Genomic DNA, 15090 nt, shown 5'->3' with positions numbered 1-15090 from the left:
CAAAAAAGAAGGGGTTTGTGAATCCCCTCCGTTTGATGATTTTATTCATGAGGCAGTTGCAGCTTCATCCCATCATGCGTAGCTTCAAAGCCCAACTTTTCGTAAAAACGGCGTGCATCTGGTCTCTGTTTGTCTGTTGTTAGCTGAACCATATGACAGCCACGGTCGCTTGCGTGTTGAATAGCCTTTTTTATCAACATCGTGCCAATTCCTTTTCCTCTATGAGTCGAGGCCGTACGAACTCCTTCTATTGAAGCTCTCCATCCTCCTTGATGTGTAAGAAATGGCGTCATGGTTAATTGGAGAACACCGACAGTTTCTTCCTGATCACACGCAACAATGAGTTCAATATTTGGATCACTATCTATTGAATGAAAGACTTTGATATAGCTTTCTAATAATGGTTGAGTGTAACGCTCTCTTTTTTGACCTAACATGTCATCCGCGAGCATGAAGACGATTTTGTCGAGATCATCCAGCTTGGCTTCTCTGAACGTCAGTTGACTGAATCCCATTGAACACACCTCCTATGAATTATTGACCAAAATACCATTGATGTGCGTTCTTATATAAGATGTGATCAGCAGCTTTTTTATCAAAAAGCTGTTGAATCAACTCAACATCACCGTATTCAAATGGACGCTTTGCTCTTGTGGATGGAAGGTCTGTACCAAACATCAATGCATCAGGATTCGTTTGATAAATGGACGTCAATGCATGTTCAACGTTTAAATCAACGCGTCCAAAACCTGTTGCTTTCACTCGAACCCCTTTATCAACCAGCTTGAGCAAATGCGGCAAGCCTTCTTCCGATAAGCCTAAATGATCAATTGAAATAGCAGGCAGTTTTTCAAGAATTGATGATATTTCAGGGAGGTGCTTAGCATCTATGTAAAGCTCACTATGCCACCCAGCCAGCTCATACACTCTTCTCGCAAAATAATCGAGCATCGAAATATCCTCTGAACCGCCCCGCTTCACATTAAAACGTAAGGCCTTTACCCCATGTTTATCCAAATGAACAATTTCATCGTCAGTTGCTGTAAAAGGTAATTGAGTCACGCCGCAATAAGCGGGACCCAACTCATCTAGCGCTTTCAACAAATAGCCTTGATCAAAGCCTTGAAATGACCCAGAGACGATGGCTCCACCTACAATCCCTAGATCAGCCGTCTCTCTCTTATAATCATTCACATCATAACTAGGCGGTATATACCCTTGGTTTTCTTGAATGGGAAAATTAAAATCAATGATATGAAAATGTGCATCAAAGATCTTCATGCGCGCGCCCCTCTTCTGCTTATTTGATCTGATTATATCAATAGAGAAAGTCGAGGGATATTTGGAATGACGAATTACTTCATATCATGAATACTTATCAAGCTTTCCATTCCTCTCGTAAGATGGCATAGTAAAACTCATCCCACCACTCATTTTCCTGTGGTATACACTTTTTAAAATAACCCTCTCTTCTCATCCCCATTTTCTCCATCACTCTCCACGATGGCACATTTTCAGGCTGACAAGTGGCAATGACCCGATGTAAATTCAGTGTGCGAAAACCATGATGTAGGACAGCATAAGCCGCTTCAGATGCATAACCTTTGTTTTGATATGCAAGATTGAAGACCCAGCCAATTTCATACGTGTGATCACCAAAGTAAGGATGAAATGCGATATGCCCGATGCATGTATGATCTTTTTTTAATAGAACTGCGACATACTTAGCATCTTCATGACGATTATCTTTGACAAAATTCTGCGCATCTTCTTTAGAAAATACATCTTCTGGAATATACTTCATCACGACCGGATCAGATGTATAGGCATAGACATCCTGCCAATCATCCTCAGTAAATGGTCGAATGAGACATCTTTCTGTCGTTAGATTCATAGGAAAACCTCCATCTTTTTTAACAGAAAACTTCTATACTCATATTTTATACGTATTCAAGAGGAAGAGACCAGTCATGATTTATCTACATAAAAAGGCATAAATATAAAAGCACCAGCAAATGCTAATGCTTTTGTTATATGATTTGTCTGTAACAAACCTTTGTATCTTTAAGACCGTATTTCTAAAGCTTTTTCAGAGATGGAGTTATCACCGTTATGCAGGATGCCCCTTATAAAATCAAATGATTTATTCATTTTTATTTCGAGGGGTTGCAACTGGTTTTTCGTAAAGGTATTTAAAAAGGATTTAAAAAATATGATTGCAAGCTATAAAAAAGCCCCCTTAGTTCATTAAAAGAGGTCAATTTATTAATCTAACAGTGAGAATCTCATATTTTCAATTATCTCTTTTAAGGTATAAATCACGTAGTACGTCTTTTTTTGGCGCCAGTCTTTTAGGTTCTTCCATAGTAGCTCCTCCGTTTATTCAATTCGTATCCATTTTATAATATTGTTATCCTGCATAAATACAGTGTGTTTACCAGTATAGAGCCATGTGAAATTTATCTTCTTCCTTGCCAAAAAACATACAATTTGCACCCTTACCTGCATACCCAGGTATTTGTATAGGTATTGGTTCATAAGCGTAAGGGTACATATAGAAAATATCTTTTGTCTTCAGTCCAGTTCTGTTTAAAAAAGGGAAATGCTTCATTTTCTCTTCATCTATATCTGGATACATACCTTTACCTTTTCCTAACTGAACTATTTGACTTAACCTATCGACAGCATTAAACCAACCTATAATAAATGCTCGTTTTCCTTTATAACCTTTGCGTATCTCAGTATATAACCAATCAAAGTCTTTTTTTATTTCCTTCCACGTTATTTTATTTGCTTTCCCCCCACCGCTTTGAAAATTACGGAGAAACTTTACTTCAATTAAGAATTCCTTTGAGTCAACAACAATATCTCTAGTATCAGGTCCTTGCATATTAAATTTTGCCATCTGTCTAAATGGATAACCTAATCGAACAGTTAAATCAGCTTCACTAAATCCAGAGTCTGCAATAATTTTCAATTCACTTTTATCTTTAACTTGATTAAATCTTTCATTAAATTCATCGATAATAAATAAACAATTTGAAATTAAGTATTGATCAATCGTTGCTTGTTTGTTCTCCATTAATAAATCACCTTCTTTTTTAATCCAATTATTTCAAAATATATATATAAACTCAATACCTATATTCTAATGTTAAACGTAATATTATTGTTTTTTAGACTTCTGTAGTAAACCTCGACATTATTTTATTATTAGATTTTAAATATTAATATGAAATTATATTGGTGGGGTGATTAAATGTGGTCAATTATGAGGTTATTAAACAACCTTAAAATGGTCTTACAGTAAATTACCGAGTAGACGAAGAAAAAAATATTTTAAACATGAATATCAGCTTAATAGGCTTAAAAGAAATGTTACTTCTTAAAAAAATCAGTACCTTTGTAGAAATAGCTTTAAAAATAAAAAATGAAACGCTAAAGAGTATTTATTTAAAGAATTCAGAACTTCCACAGATCACACCTTATGCCTTTAACATGACGGTTTGTTGTTTGCATCCAAGGTTTCTATAAAAGATGTACAAGTTCGACTCGGTCATACAGATATCAAAATCACGGTGGATATTTATACTCATGTGGTCGATGAAGTGAAAGAGAAAACGGCCGTTATGATCCAGAAGTACATGAAACTTATGTTAAGGGTATTCAATACTAAATTTGACATAAAAAAACCTCCTTGCTCCATGAGAGCAAAGAGGATTTATGCAAAGTAATATTAACGCTTCGAGAACTGAGGAGCTCTACGTGCGCCTTTAAGACCGTATTTCTTACGCTCTTTCATACGTGGGTCACGAGTAAGAAGTCCAGCACGTTTAAGTGATGTACGGTACTCAGGATCTACTTCTAGAAGAGCACGAGAGATACCGTGACGAATTGCTCCAGCTTGACCAGAGAATCCACCACCGTGAACAGTTACAAGAACATCGTAGCTGTTAGCTGTTTCTGTGATGTTCAAAGGTTGTTTCACGTCTTCGATTAAAGCAGCGAATGGAATGTATTCAGTAATTTCACGATTATTAACGACGATACGGCCTTCACCTGGAACTAAGCGAACGCGCGCTACAGAACTTTTACGACGACCTGTACCGTAATATTGAACCTGTGCCAAATTGTTAACCTCCCTTATAATTAACCGCGAAGTTCGTAAACTTCAGGTTGTTGTGCTTGATGTGGATGCTCAGAACCACGGTACACATTTAATTTTTTGAACATTTGACGGCCTAATGGACCCTTTGGAAGCATACCTTTGATAGCAAGCTCCAACATTTTTTCAGGGTAGTTTGTACGCATCTCAAGAGCAGTTCTTTGTTTCAAACCACCTGGGTGCATTGTATGACGGTAGTAAATTTTGTCCGTCAATTTCTTACCTGTTAGTTCGATTTTCTCAGCATTGATGATGATCACATGATCACCTGTATCAACGTGTGGTGTATAAGTTGGTTTGTGCTTACCGCGCAAAAGTGATGCTACTTCAGTAGAAAGACGACCTAGAGTCTTGCCTGCCGCATCAACAACTAGCCATTTGCGCTCAATTGTGCTTGCGTTCGCCATTGGTGTTGTACGCATGAATTTCCCTCCTAAATAAATCAATAATTTTTCCTTGAATCAAATGCTACGTTCTATTTCAAAACACAAGATAAGTCTTCCGGGGCTTATTTGTGGGGTTGAAATACATACCATATGATATCTTATAACTTTCTGCTTCCTGTGTCAAGAACATGTTACACCTGGTTTAGTTGTCATAGAAAACTTCCCATAAATACAGTCCGTGACTAGGCGCAGTCTTGCCTGCCGCTTCGCGATTTCGGGCGGCAAGCATGGCTTTTATCTCATCAGGGTGGAATTTACCAGATCCGACTTCAAGTAACGTTCCAGCGATAATTCGCACCATATTGTATAAAAAGCCATTTCCTCTCACGCGCATTTCAAGCCCGTCTGAGACGTTTTTCCATTCGAGGGTGTAAATCTCCCTCACCTTGTCCTGAACCTCTGTATTGGCTGCACAAAAGCTTGTGAAATCGTGTGTGCCAATGAGGTGCCCAGCAGCTTCTCTCATTTTGTCTGCATCCAGCCGGTAAGGAAAGTGGCAGGCATACTGTCTCGTGAACACATTTTGGTGCGTTTCCGTTGAGACCTTATAACGGTACTCCTTCGAAACGACACTAAAACGTGCATGAAACGACTCAGCCACTTCCTCAACCTTTAGAACCCTGATGTCATCCGGCAGGAGACTGTTGAGGGCAAAAGGCCATCTTTCCATCGGAATCGAGAGCGGCGTGTCGAAATGGATGACCTGCCCCTTCGCATGGACGCCGCTGTCCGTCCGGCCAGAAGCCACAATCGGAATCAGTTCATCCTGTTTGTGCATTCTTGCAAGAGCAGACTCGATCTCCGTCTGAACTGTCCGCTGCCCAGGCTGCACCTGATAGCCTTTAAAATTTGTTCCATCGTAGGATACGGTACATTTAACCTTCATCTAGGATTCACCTAATTTCTCAGAAGCACAAGGAGTGCTGTTAACAGGATGAATAGGAGCAGTGTGAACGTATCTTTCATGCCCCAGACAAGCTGACGGTATTTCGTCCGTCCTTCTCCTCCGCGATAGCCTCTCGCTTCCATAGCAGTCGCTAGTTCCTCTGCACGCTTAAACGCACTGACGAAAAGCGGGACAAGTAAGGGAACGATGGCTTTCATGCGATCTTTAAGAGGTCCGCTTGTAAAATCAACACCTCTCGCCATTTGTGCCTTCATGATTTTGTCTGTCTCTTCTAGTAAGGTTGGAATAAACCGAAGAGAGATGGACATCATGAGAGCAAGCTCATGAACGGGCAGCTTGATTTTACGGAATGGGTGAAGCAGCTTTTCCATACCGTCTGTCACTTCTATTGGCGTTGTAGTTAACGTCAACAGTGTCGTCATCATGATGAGATAGACAAAACGGAGTGAAATGAAAATCCCCTGCTTTAGACCTTCTTCATAAATATTTAAAAAACCAAAGTGAAATAGCAAGGCGCCATCCTTTGTCATAAAAATATGCAGAATGAAGGTAAACAGGACAATCCATAGGATCGGCTTCATTCCTTTGAGAATAAAGTATAGTGGCACCTGAGAAACCATCACCACAAGAAGGGTAAAGATACCTAAAAGCCCGTAAGTGATGTAATTATTAGCAAAAAAGACAATAAAGACAAAAAAGAAAATTGATAACAGCTTTGTCCTTGGATCAAGACGATGGACAAAGGATGAACCTGGCACATATTTGCCGATAATCATACTATCCATCATGATGTCGTATCCTCCTGATAAAGAGCTGTTAAGGCTTCTGCCATTTCATCCATGGTCAGAAGCGGCCTTGGAAACGTAATGCCCAGTTTTTCTTCTACAGTCTGCTGGAATTTAATCGTTTCTGGGAGGTCGAGACCAAATGAAGACATGTCTGTACGATTGGCAAACAATTCTCTCGGCGTACCTGTCGCCTTTACCGTTCCTTTATGCATCACAATCATTTGATCCGCATAATGAGCGGCGTCCTCCATACTGTGTGTAACCAGAATCGTGGTGAGGTTTGCCTTTTGATGAAGCTCATAGAACATGTCCATGATTTCCTTCCGTCCGCGTGGATCTAACCCTGCAGTCGGCTCATCCAGCACAAGCACTTCTGGCTCCATCGCTAGAACACCTGCAATCGCCACACGTCTCATTTGACCGCCGCTTAGTTCAAAAGGAGATCGAGATAATAAGGATTCAGGAAGACCAACTAGTTTCAGCATTTCTTTCGCCTTCGCTTCTGCCTTCTCTTGAGGAACACCGAAATTCATCGGACCAAAGCAGATATCCTTAAGGATCGTTTCTTCAAAGAGCTGATGCTCAGGAAACTGAAACACGATGCCTACTTTTTTCCGAAGAGACTTTAAATCCTTCTGCTTTTTATTGGCTTGTAAGACGGTATCCCCAAGCGCAATGCTCCCCTTCGTTGGTTTGAGCAAGCCATTTAAATGCTGCAGCAACGTGGACTTGCCAGAGCCTGTATGACCAATGACAGCGACATAGCTGCCCTCTTGGATGGAAGCATTGACATCATACAAAGCGAGACGCTCAAACGGCGTTTTCATTTGATAACGATGCTCTAATTCTTTGATCGTAATGTCCATAGCTCTTTCACCAATCCTTCTTGTGTCAAATGGGCATTTGCAAGCGGTACACCTTGCTGCTTCAATTGTTTGCTCAACCGATAGGAGAATGGCAGATCAAGTCCAATTTGAACTAGCTGCTCGTCTAATTCAAAAACTTCCTCTGGGGTTCCCTCGGCAAATTTTTTCCCGCCATTCATGACAATGACCCGGTCTGCCTTGGCGGCTTCGTCTAAATCATGTGTGATGGAAATGACTGTGACCGTTCCTTGTTCCTTCAGTAGTCTAACAGTCTCTAACACTTCTTCACGGCCAATCGGATCAAGCATTGATGTTGCTTCATCCAAGATCATGATGTCAGGGCTTGCGGCTAGTACACCTGCAATGGCGACTCTCTGCTTTTGCCCGCCTGATAGATGGTGCGGCTCTTGATCAAGAAACTCCTGCATATTGACCTGTTTCACAGCCCAATCTACACGTTCTATCATCAATTCCCGCTCAACCCCGTTATTTTCTAAACCAAAAGCCACATCATCACGAACCGTTGAGCCAACGAATTGGTTATCTGGGTTTTGAAAGACCATTCCGACCTTTTTGCGAATATCCCAGACACTCTCTTCTTTCAGCTCAATCTCTCCAACCTTGACCGTTCCAGCATCCGGTAAAATGAGCCCATTCAGTACACGGGCAAGTGTGGATTTACCTGAACCGTTATGACCAACAATGGCGAGCCATTCATTTTGATTCACATGCAATGACACTTGATCTAAAGCGGGCTTCTCCGCATCCTTGTGATAACGAAATACAATGTCCTTTACGTCAATTAATGTCTTCCCCAACTCTACCGGACCTCCTCTCAGCTCAACCTCTTCTTTGCTTCTTGCTAAAAAGCCGTAGTATCTAAAAAAGGGCATAGATCCAGTTATGAACTGTCCCGCCCTTTCTTAGATACACGCTATGTGATTAAACTAATTCAATGACAGCCATTGGTGCGCCATCGCCGCGACGAGGTCCAAGCTTCATGATACGAGTGTATCCACCTTGGCGATCTTCGTAGCGAGTTGCAACGTCAGCGAATAATTTTTGAAGTGCATCTTGGTTTGTTTCAGCGTTAGCTACTTCATTACGAATGTAAGCTGCAGCTTGACGGCGAGCATGAAGATCTCCGCGTTTGCCAAGAGTGATCATTTTTTCAACTACAGAGCGAAGTTCTTTCGCACGTGTTTCAGTTGTTTCGATGCGTTCGTTGATGATCAAATCAGTCGTTAGGTCACGAAGCATTGCTTTACGTTGTGCACTAGTACGTCCTAGCTTTCTGTATGCCATGTGATGTTCCCTCCTTAGTTAGAGAATGCTGTATGAATAAAAAACACACGAAAATCCTAGTTCACAATGAAACTAGTCAATCGTCTTTACGAAGACCCAGTCCAAGTTCTTCTAGTTTCGCTTTCACTTCTTCAAGAGATTTACGTCCAAGGTTACGAACTTTCATCATATCCTCTTCTGTCTTGTTAGCAAGCTCTTGAACAGTATTAATACCCGCACGCTTCAAACAGTTGTAAGAACGAACAGAAAGATCAAGCTCTTCAATTGTCATTTCAAGCACTTTTTCTTTTTGGTCTTCTTCTTTCTCAACCATAATTTCAGCATGCTGAGCTTCGTCAGTTAACCCAACGAAAATATTCAGGTGTTCAGTTAAAATCTTAGAACCTAGAGCGATCGCTTCTTTCGGTCCTGTGCTTCCATCAGTCCATACATCTAGTGTTAATTTATCATAGTTTGTGATTTGCCCAACACGGGTGTTCTCCACTTGATAAGTCACACGAGATACAGGTGTATAGATTGAGTCGATCGGAATCACACCGATTGGCTGATCGTCTCTTTTGTTTGCATCAGCTGGATTATACCCGCGACCTCTTTGTGCAGTTAAGCGAACACGGAAGCTCGCATTCTTGCCAAGAGTTGCGATGTGGAGATCTGGATTTAAGATTTCAATATCGCTGTCGTGTGTAATATCAGCAGCTGTTACAGTACCTTCATCTTGTACATCAATTTCAAGCGTCTTCTCTTCTTCAGAGTAGATTTTGAGTGCAAGCTTTTTAATGTTTAAGATAATCGTTGTAACATCTTCAACCACGCCTTCGATCGTTGAGAATTCGTGTAAGACACCATCTATCTGGATCGATGTTACAGCTGCACCAGGAAGTGAGGATAAAAGGATACGACGAAGGGAGTTCCCTAAAGTGGTACCATATCCACGCTCAAGTGGCTCTACGACAAACTTGCCATACTTGGCATCGTCGCTGATTTCAACCGTTTCGATTTTTGGTTTTTCAATTTCGATCATCTAATAAAACCCTCCTTCAAAACGTCGAAACCTCGAATAGAATCATATGAGATTCCATCCGAAATTCCTCATTGTTTAGTCCCGTATGTGCTCAGGCAACGAGTCGTGTATTCGTCTCATAAATAACTGTATCATAACCCATTATTGACAGGGACACAAAATCTATACAAACAAATTACACGCGGCGACGTTTTGGTGGACGGCATCCGTTATGAGGAACTGGAGTTACGTCTCTGATTGCAGTAACTTCAAGACCTGCAGCTTGAAGTGCACGAATTGCAGCTTCACGACCAGAACCAGGACCTTTAACAGTTACTTCAAGTGTTTTAAGACCATGTTCGATAGAACCTTTAGCAGCAGTTTCAGCAGCCATTTGTGCAGCGAAAGGAGTAGATTTACGAGAACCTCTGAATCCTAATGCACCAGCACTTGACCAAGAAATTGCGTTTCCATGAACATCAGTAATCGTTACAATCGTGTTGTTGAAAGTGGAACGGATATGAGCGATTCCAGCTTCAATATTCTTTTTCACGCGACGTTTACGCGTATTTTGTTTACGAGCAGCAGCCATTCTTTAACTACCTCCTTTACTTATTTTTTCTTGTTAGCTACAGTACGACGCGGACCTTTACGAGTACGCGCGTTGTTTTTTGTGTTTTGTCCACGAACAGGAAGTCCTCTACGATGACGGATTCCGCGGTAGCTTCCGATTTCAATTAGACGCTTAATGTTAAGTGAAACTTCACGACGAAGGTCACCTTCTACTTTAAGTTTGTCAATGATATCACGGATTTTACCAAGTTCGTCTTCAGTTAGATCGCGAACGCGAGTGTCTTCAGAAACACCTGCTTCTTTAAGGACTTGTTGCGCAGTCGTACGACCAATTCCAAAAACATATGTTAAAGAAATGACAACACGTTTATCACGTGGAATATCTACACCAGCAATACGAGCCATGATTTGGGCACCTCCTTGTTATTAGCCTTGTTTTTGTTTATGTTTTGGGTTTTCACAGATCACCATTACTTTTCCTTTTCTGCGAATAACTTTACATTTTTCACAGATAGGTTTAACAGATGGTCTCACTTTCATGTGTTTCCAACCTCCTTCTTCCGGAGTTGCTTTATTTGTAACGGTACGTAATTCTACCACGAGTTAAGTCATATGGAGATAATTCTACCGTAACTTTGTCTCCAGGTAAAATGCGAATGAAGTGCATACGGATTTTTCCTGATACATGAGCCAAAACTGTATGGCCATTCTCTAGTTCAACTTTGAACATTGCATTTGGCAAAGTTTCTGCTACAGTACCTTCCACTTCAATTACATCGTCTTTCGCCATTCAAGTGTTCTCCCTTCTTCAAATCAGTAACTTGCTCTCTGACAAATGTCCAAATGAGTTTATCTCAATTGTCCATCCATCACCCGACCTGTTTTGAATATACTGTTCTGAACTTCCGGAGATACGCAACCATAAAAGGTTATATGATTGATATTTTTTCTTAGGAGAATGAAATTTACGCTTTTCTCCGTCTGCGATTAGTACATGGCAGCCACCGAACATGCCGATGACACCTGTATACTGATCTTGTTCTTACCTTTGGACTATACAGACAACCTGCCCGATTTGGGCCTGAAAGGCTTCAGTGAAGACCTAAATCTTAGTCAGTATATCAAAACCTGTATCTGTAATCGCAATCGTATGCTCAAAGTGAGCACACTTTTTCCCATCAACCGTTACAACCGTCCAGTTATCAGCCAATGTTTTCACATATCGGCTGCCTGCGTTCACCATCGGTTCGATGGCCAACACCATTCCAGGTTTTAGCCGCGGGCCTTTGTTGGGCGGACCATAATGAGGAATTTGAGGGTCCTCATGAAGATCCTGTCCGACCCCATGTCCAACATATTCTCTAACAACTGAGAAATTCTCGTTTTCTACATACGTTTGTATGGCATGGGAAATGTTCGACAGACGTTCGCCTGGCTTTGCTTCCTGTAAGCCTTTATATAGAGATTCCTCTGTGACTTCCAGTAGTTTGCGGTCTTCATCACTGATTACCCCAACTGGATAAGTCCAAGCAGAGTCACCATGATAGCCATTTAACTTTGCGCCAATATCGATACTAATGATGTCACCATCACGTAAAACCCGTTTACCAGGAATACCGTGAACGAGTTCTTCATTCACCGAAACGCAAATGCTCCCGCGAAAACCATTATACCCTTTAAAAGATGGGATTGCACCCTGCTTTGTAATAAAACGTTCGGCAATTTGATCCAATTCTTTTGTCGAAATACCTGGTTTTATATGTTTCTTCAGCTCTTCATGAGTCAGTGCGACAATGCGTCCAGCTTCTCTCATAATCTCAAGCTCGCGAGGAGTTTTACAGATAATCATTTATTTAATCCCCCAAGCAGGTCCTTGATATCTGCATATACATCGTTAATGTGTTTTGCACCATCAATGTTTGCAAGATATCCTTTTTCTGAGTAGAAGTTCAGTAAAGGTTCAGTCTGCTTTAAGTTTACTTCAAGTCTAGTCGAAACGGTTTCTGCATTATCATCTGCACGTTGATAAAGCTCGCCTCCACACTTATCGCAAACATTTCCTTTCGCAGGTGGATTGAATACTAAATGATATGTTGCTCCGCAATTTTTGCAAATTCTTCGGCCAGTCAGACGCTCCATCAAAGCATCTTTATCGACTTTAATATTAATGACATAATCAATCGTTCTGCCAAGGTCCTTTAGAATGTCTTCTAAAGCTTCAGCCTGAGCGACTGTTCGCGGAAATCCGTCCAGAAGAAAACCTTGTTCACAATCATTTTTGCCAAGTCTTTCTCTAACAATACCGATTGTGACCTCATCAGGAACAAGCTCTCCTTTATCGATAAAGGATTTTGCTTCGAGCCCAAGTTGTGTCTCCTCTTTCATAGCAGCGCGGAACATATCTCCTGTTGAGATATGAGGGATCCCATAATCATCAACAATTCGTTCTGCCTGAGTGCCTTTACCAGCACCCGGAAGCCCCATTAAGACTAAGTTCATTTCGGATTTCCCCTTCCTTACTTAGAGAGGTTGGGCAGGAGCCCAGCCCTCTGTTTTATTTCATAAATCCACGGTAGTTTCGTTTCACTAATTGGCTTTCAAGCTGTTTCATTGTTTCAAGTGCAACACCTACAACAATGAGAAGACTTGTGCCGCCAATTTGTGCAGCGGAAGGTAATCCAGCGAATTGAATGAAAAAGATAGGAAGTATTGAAATCACGGCTAAGAAAATGGCGCCCACAAACGTGAGTCGGTACAAAATGCTCGTAATTCTATCTTGAGTCATTTTCCCTGGACGAACTCCCGGGATATAGCCACCCTGCTTTTGCAGATTTTCAGCCATTTGTTCAGGATTCACTTGGACAAAGGCATAAAAATATGTGAAAGCAACAATCAGTGCTACATAAATCGTCATACCGATTGGCTTAGTATAGTCAAAGTTGTTGGTTATCCAAGTTGTCACATTATTGGTTCCGAAGAACGATGCGACCGTCTGCGGAGTAATAATGAACGAAACGGCAAAGATGACTGGAATCACCCCTGCTGGATTCACTTTCAATGGAAGGTGCGTTGCTTGACTAGCAGACATTTGTGCACGGCCAGTTCCTTTTGAATATTGAATCGCAATCTTTCTCACTGCCATTTGAATGTAAATAACACCAATAACAATGACAAGAATAGCAATAACAATAAGGGCAATTTTCAGGATTTGCATGAACAACTGTCCATCTCCACCTACAAATTGTTGAGCGTACACTTGTTTTAATGTTTGAGGGATACCTGCGATGATACCGGCAAAGATAATAATCGAAATACCGTTACCAACACCGTGAGCAGTAATCTGCTCTCCCAGCCACATTAAAAATGCTGTTCCCGCAGTGAGTACGACCGCAATTAAGAGGTACGTTGAAACACCTGGGTTTTCAATCAGCATGCCTCCTGCCATATTGTTGAATCCATATGACATTCCTAACGCCTGGATAAAACCTAGAACAATTGTAAAATACCTTGTGAATTGTGCTAATTTTCGGCGGCCAACCTCTCCTTGCTTTGACCACTCAGTGAACTTCGGAACAACATCCATCTGCAAGAGCTGAATGATGATCGAAGCAGTGATATACGGCATAATCCCCATTGCAAGAATGGAGAATTGGAAAAGTGCCCCGCCCCCAAACGTGTTGAGGATCCCGAAAACACTCATTTGATCCTGTGCCTGGAGAACTTCGGCGTTCACATTAGGCACAGGGATGAAAGCACCTATACGAAAGACGATTAACATTAAAAGAGTGAATATAATCTTATTCCGTATATCTTTCACGCGCATAAAATTGGAGATTGTCTTAAACAAGTTAGATCACCTCGGCTGTACCGCCAGCAGCTTCAATCGCTTCTTTAGCAGAAGCAGAGAATTTATTGGCTTTTACAGTTAATTTTTTTTCTAATTTACCGTTGCCAAGAATTTTTACTCCTGCTTTTAACTTGCTTATTGCACCAGTCTCTAGAAGAAGTTCAGGAGTTACTTCCGTTCCTTCGTCAAAACTGTTTAATCTGTCTAAGTTGATAACCGCATAATCTTTACGGTTGATGTTTGTAAAACCACGTTTTGGAAGACGTTGGAATAAAGGCATCTGACCACCTTCGAAACCAGGGCGTACACCGCCGCCAGAACGAGCGTTTTGACCTTTATGACCTTTACCAGAAGTTTTACCGTTACCTGATCCAATACCACGACCAACACGGTTGCGTTCTTTACGTGAACCTTCTGAAGGCTTCAATTCATGAAGTTTCATTTGGGCACCTCCTTATCGATTAAAAATGTTTTATTGTTCTTTAACAGAAACTAAATGAGACACCTTGTTAATCATGCCGCGGATCGCTGCATTGTCTTCATGTACGACTGTTTGGTTTGTTTTCTTTAGACCAAGAGTACGAACAGTGACACGCTGATCTTCTGGGCGACCGATTACACTGCGTTTGAGGGTAATTTCTACTTTATTTGCCATTATTGTTCCCTCCTTATCCTAACAGGTCTTCTACAGATTTTCCACGAAGCTTCGCAACGTCTTCAGCACGTTTAAGTTCACTTAAACCTTGAAGTGTTGCGCGGATCATGTTGATCGGTGTATTAGAACCTAGAGATTTAGAAAGGATATCAGCTAGACCAGCAAGCTCAAGAACCGCACGCACTGGGCCTCCAGCGATAACTCCTGTACCTTCTGAAGCAGGCTTCAATAGAACGTTTCCTGCACCGAATCGACCGATGATTTCATGTGGAATTGTAGTTCCAACCATTGGTACTTCAATTAAATTCTTTTTCGCATCTTCAACAGCTTTGCGGATCGCTTCTGGTACTTCTTGTGCTTTACCAGTACCGAAACCTACATGACCGTTTTTGTCACCGACAACAACTAAAGCTGCAAAACGGAAACGACGTCCACCTTTAACAACTTTCGCTACGCGGTTAACCGTAACTAAGCGTTCTTCTAACTCTAATTTGCTTTGGTCAATACGACTCATTCGGATGTGTCCCTCCTTCTTTTA

The 15090-nt window shown here is 41.3% G+C and carries 22 protein-coding genes and 1 pseudogene; all 23 read right to left on the bottom strand.

The genetic code is table 11. The annotated features are described in order from the left end of the window. Positions 1-41 precede the first annotated feature (41 nt). Complete coding sequence (locus MHI35_RS00930) at positions 42-515, bottom strand: GNAT family N-acetyltransferase (RefSeq protein ID WP_144523135.1); 474 nt, start codon at positions 513-515, stop codon at positions 42-44. A 19-nt stretch (positions 516-534) separates the two neighbouring features. Next, positions 535-1281, bottom strand: a complete 747-nt coding sequence (locus MHI35_RS00925; protein WP_335349244.1) for an amidohydrolase family protein — start codon at positions 1279-1281, stop codon at positions 535-537. Positions 1282-1378: 97 nt separating this feature from the next. Then, positions 1379-1894 carry a GNAT family N-acetyltransferase gene (locus MHI35_RS00920; RefSeq protein ID WP_144523137.1) on the bottom strand — a complete coding sequence of 172 codons (516 nt, stop codon included), beginning with the start codon at positions 1892-1894 and terminating at the stop codon, positions 1379-1381. A 540-nt stretch (positions 1895-2434) separates the two neighbouring features. After that, entirely contained in the window at positions 2435-3082 is a 648-nt protein-coding gene (locus MHI35_RS00915; protein WP_335349243.1) for a hypothetical protein, read from the bottom strand. Positions 3083-3736: 654 nt separating this feature from the next. Further along, positions 3737-4129 (bottom strand): 30S ribosomal protein S9, encoded by a 393-nt coding sequence (rpsI, locus tag MHI35_RS00910; RefSeq protein WP_003217273.1) that lies wholly within the window; start codon positions 4127-4129, stop codon positions 3737-3739. 20 nt (positions 4130-4149) lie between these two features. Next, positions 4150-4587, bottom strand: coding sequence for a 50S ribosomal protein L13 (gene rplM, locus MHI35_RS00905; RefSeq protein WP_003217042.1), 438 nt, complete (start codon positions 4585-4587; stop codon positions 4150-4152). Positions 4588-4753: 166 nt separating this feature from the next. Next, positions 4754-5497 carry a tRNA pseudouridine(38-40) synthase TruA gene (gene truA, locus MHI35_RS00900; RefSeq protein ID WP_335349242.1) on the bottom strand — a complete coding sequence of 248 codons (744 nt, stop codon included), beginning with the start codon at positions 5495-5497 and terminating at the stop codon, positions 4754-4756. 11 nt (positions 5498-5508) lie between these two features. Continuing rightward, on the bottom strand, positions 5509-6306 hold the full coding sequence (locus MHI35_RS00895; protein ID WP_144487607.1) for an energy-coupling factor transporter transmembrane component T family protein: 798 nt from the start codon (positions 6304-6306) through the stop codon (positions 5509-5511). After that, positions 6303-7172: an energy-coupling factor ABC transporter ATP-binding protein gene (locus MHI35_RS00890; protein WP_044139648.1), complete on the bottom strand. Its 870-nt coding sequence runs from the start codon at positions 7170-7172 to the stop codon at positions 6303-6305. Before MHI35_RS00890 ends, MHI35_RS00895 begins: the two co-directional genes overlap by 4 nt. Next, positions 7148-7990 carry an energy-coupling factor ABC transporter ATP-binding protein gene (locus MHI35_RS00885; protein WP_012008713.1) on the bottom strand — a complete coding sequence of 281 codons (843 nt, stop codon included), beginning with the start codon at positions 7988-7990 and terminating at the stop codon, positions 7148-7150. Before MHI35_RS00885 ends, MHI35_RS00890 begins: the two co-directional genes overlap by 25 nt. Before the next feature lie 124 nt (positions 7991-8114). Then, a complete protein-coding gene (gene rplQ, locus MHI35_RS00880; RefSeq protein WP_003216944.1) occupies positions 8115-8477 on the bottom strand; it encodes a 50S ribosomal protein L17 in 363 nt (120 codons plus the stop codon). A gap of 76 nt (positions 8478-8553) precedes the next feature. Then, positions 8554-9498, bottom strand: a complete 945-nt coding sequence (locus MHI35_RS00875) for a DNA-directed RNA polymerase subunit alpha (RefSeq protein WP_003217009.1) — start codon at positions 9496-9498, stop codon at positions 8554-8556. A 175-nt stretch (positions 9499-9673) separates the two neighbouring features. After that, positions 9674-10069: a 30S ribosomal protein S11 gene (gene rpsK, locus MHI35_RS00870; RefSeq protein WP_003217231.1), complete on the bottom strand. Its 396-nt coding sequence runs from the start codon at positions 10067-10069 to the stop codon at positions 9674-9676. Between the two features lie 20 nt (positions 10070-10089). Then, complete coding sequence (gene rpsM, locus MHI35_RS00865; RefSeq protein ID WP_003217023.1) at positions 10090-10455, bottom strand: 30S ribosomal protein S13; 366 nt, start codon at positions 10453-10455, stop codon at positions 10090-10092. Positions 10456-10476: 21 nt separating this feature from the next. After that, positions 10477-10590, bottom strand: a complete 114-nt coding sequence (rpmJ, locus tag MHI35_RS00860; RefSeq protein WP_003156543.1) for a 50S ribosomal protein L36 — start codon at positions 10588-10590, stop codon at positions 10477-10479. Positions 10591-10621: 31 nt separating this feature from the next. Then, on the bottom strand, positions 10622-10840 hold the full coding sequence (infA, locus tag MHI35_RS00855) for a translation initiation factor IF-1 (protein WP_003217190.1): 219 nt from the start codon (positions 10838-10840) through the stop codon (positions 10622-10624). Beyond that, positions 10818-11125, bottom strand: a pseudogene (locus tag MHI35_RS00850) (KOW domain-containing RNA-binding protein). The gene infA and the pseudogene MHI35_RS00850 overlap by 23 nt, the downstream one beginning before the upstream one ends. A 27-nt stretch (positions 11126-11152) precedes the next feature. Beyond that, positions 11153-11899, bottom strand: coding sequence for a type I methionyl aminopeptidase (gene map / locus MHI35_RS00845; protein WP_003217210.1), 747 nt, complete (start codon positions 11897-11899; stop codon positions 11153-11155). After that, positions 11896-12549, bottom strand: a complete 654-nt coding sequence (locus MHI35_RS00840; RefSeq protein ID WP_211064366.1) for an adenylate kinase — start codon at positions 12547-12549, stop codon at positions 11896-11898. Before MHI35_RS00840 ends, map begins: the two co-directional genes overlap by 4 nt. Positions 12550-12604: 55 nt before the next feature. Then, positions 12605-13897 carry a preprotein translocase subunit SecY gene (secY, locus tag MHI35_RS00835; RefSeq protein ID WP_012008710.1) on the bottom strand — a complete coding sequence of 431 codons (1293 nt, stop codon included), beginning with the start codon at positions 13895-13897 and terminating at the stop codon, positions 12605-12607. Between the two features lies 1 nt (position 13898). After that, positions 13899-14339: a 50S ribosomal protein L15 gene (rplO, locus tag MHI35_RS00830; RefSeq protein WP_012008709.1), complete on the bottom strand. Its 441-nt coding sequence runs from the start codon at positions 14337-14339 to the stop codon at positions 13899-13901. A gap of 30 nt (positions 14340-14369) precedes the next feature. Further along, complete coding sequence (rpmD, locus tag MHI35_RS00825; RefSeq protein ID WP_144523139.1) at positions 14370-14552, bottom strand: 50S ribosomal protein L30; 183 nt, start codon at positions 14550-14552, stop codon at positions 14370-14372. A gap of 13 nt (positions 14553-14565) precedes the next feature. Beyond that, complete coding sequence (rpsE, locus tag MHI35_RS00820; RefSeq protein WP_003217179.1) at positions 14566-15066, bottom strand: 30S ribosomal protein S5; 501 nt, start codon at positions 15064-15066, stop codon at positions 14566-14568. Between the last annotated feature and the right edge of the window lie 24 nt (positions 15067-15090).

The sequence above is a fragment of the Bacillus sp. FSL K6-3459 genome, assembly GCF_038003305.1.
GTDB lineage: Bacteria > Bacillota > Bacilli > Bacillales > Bacillaceae > Bacillus > Bacillus pumilus_O.
The sequence above is the reverse complement of the archived record's forward strand: the minus strand, read 5'-3'. Positions and strand labels throughout refer to the sequence as shown.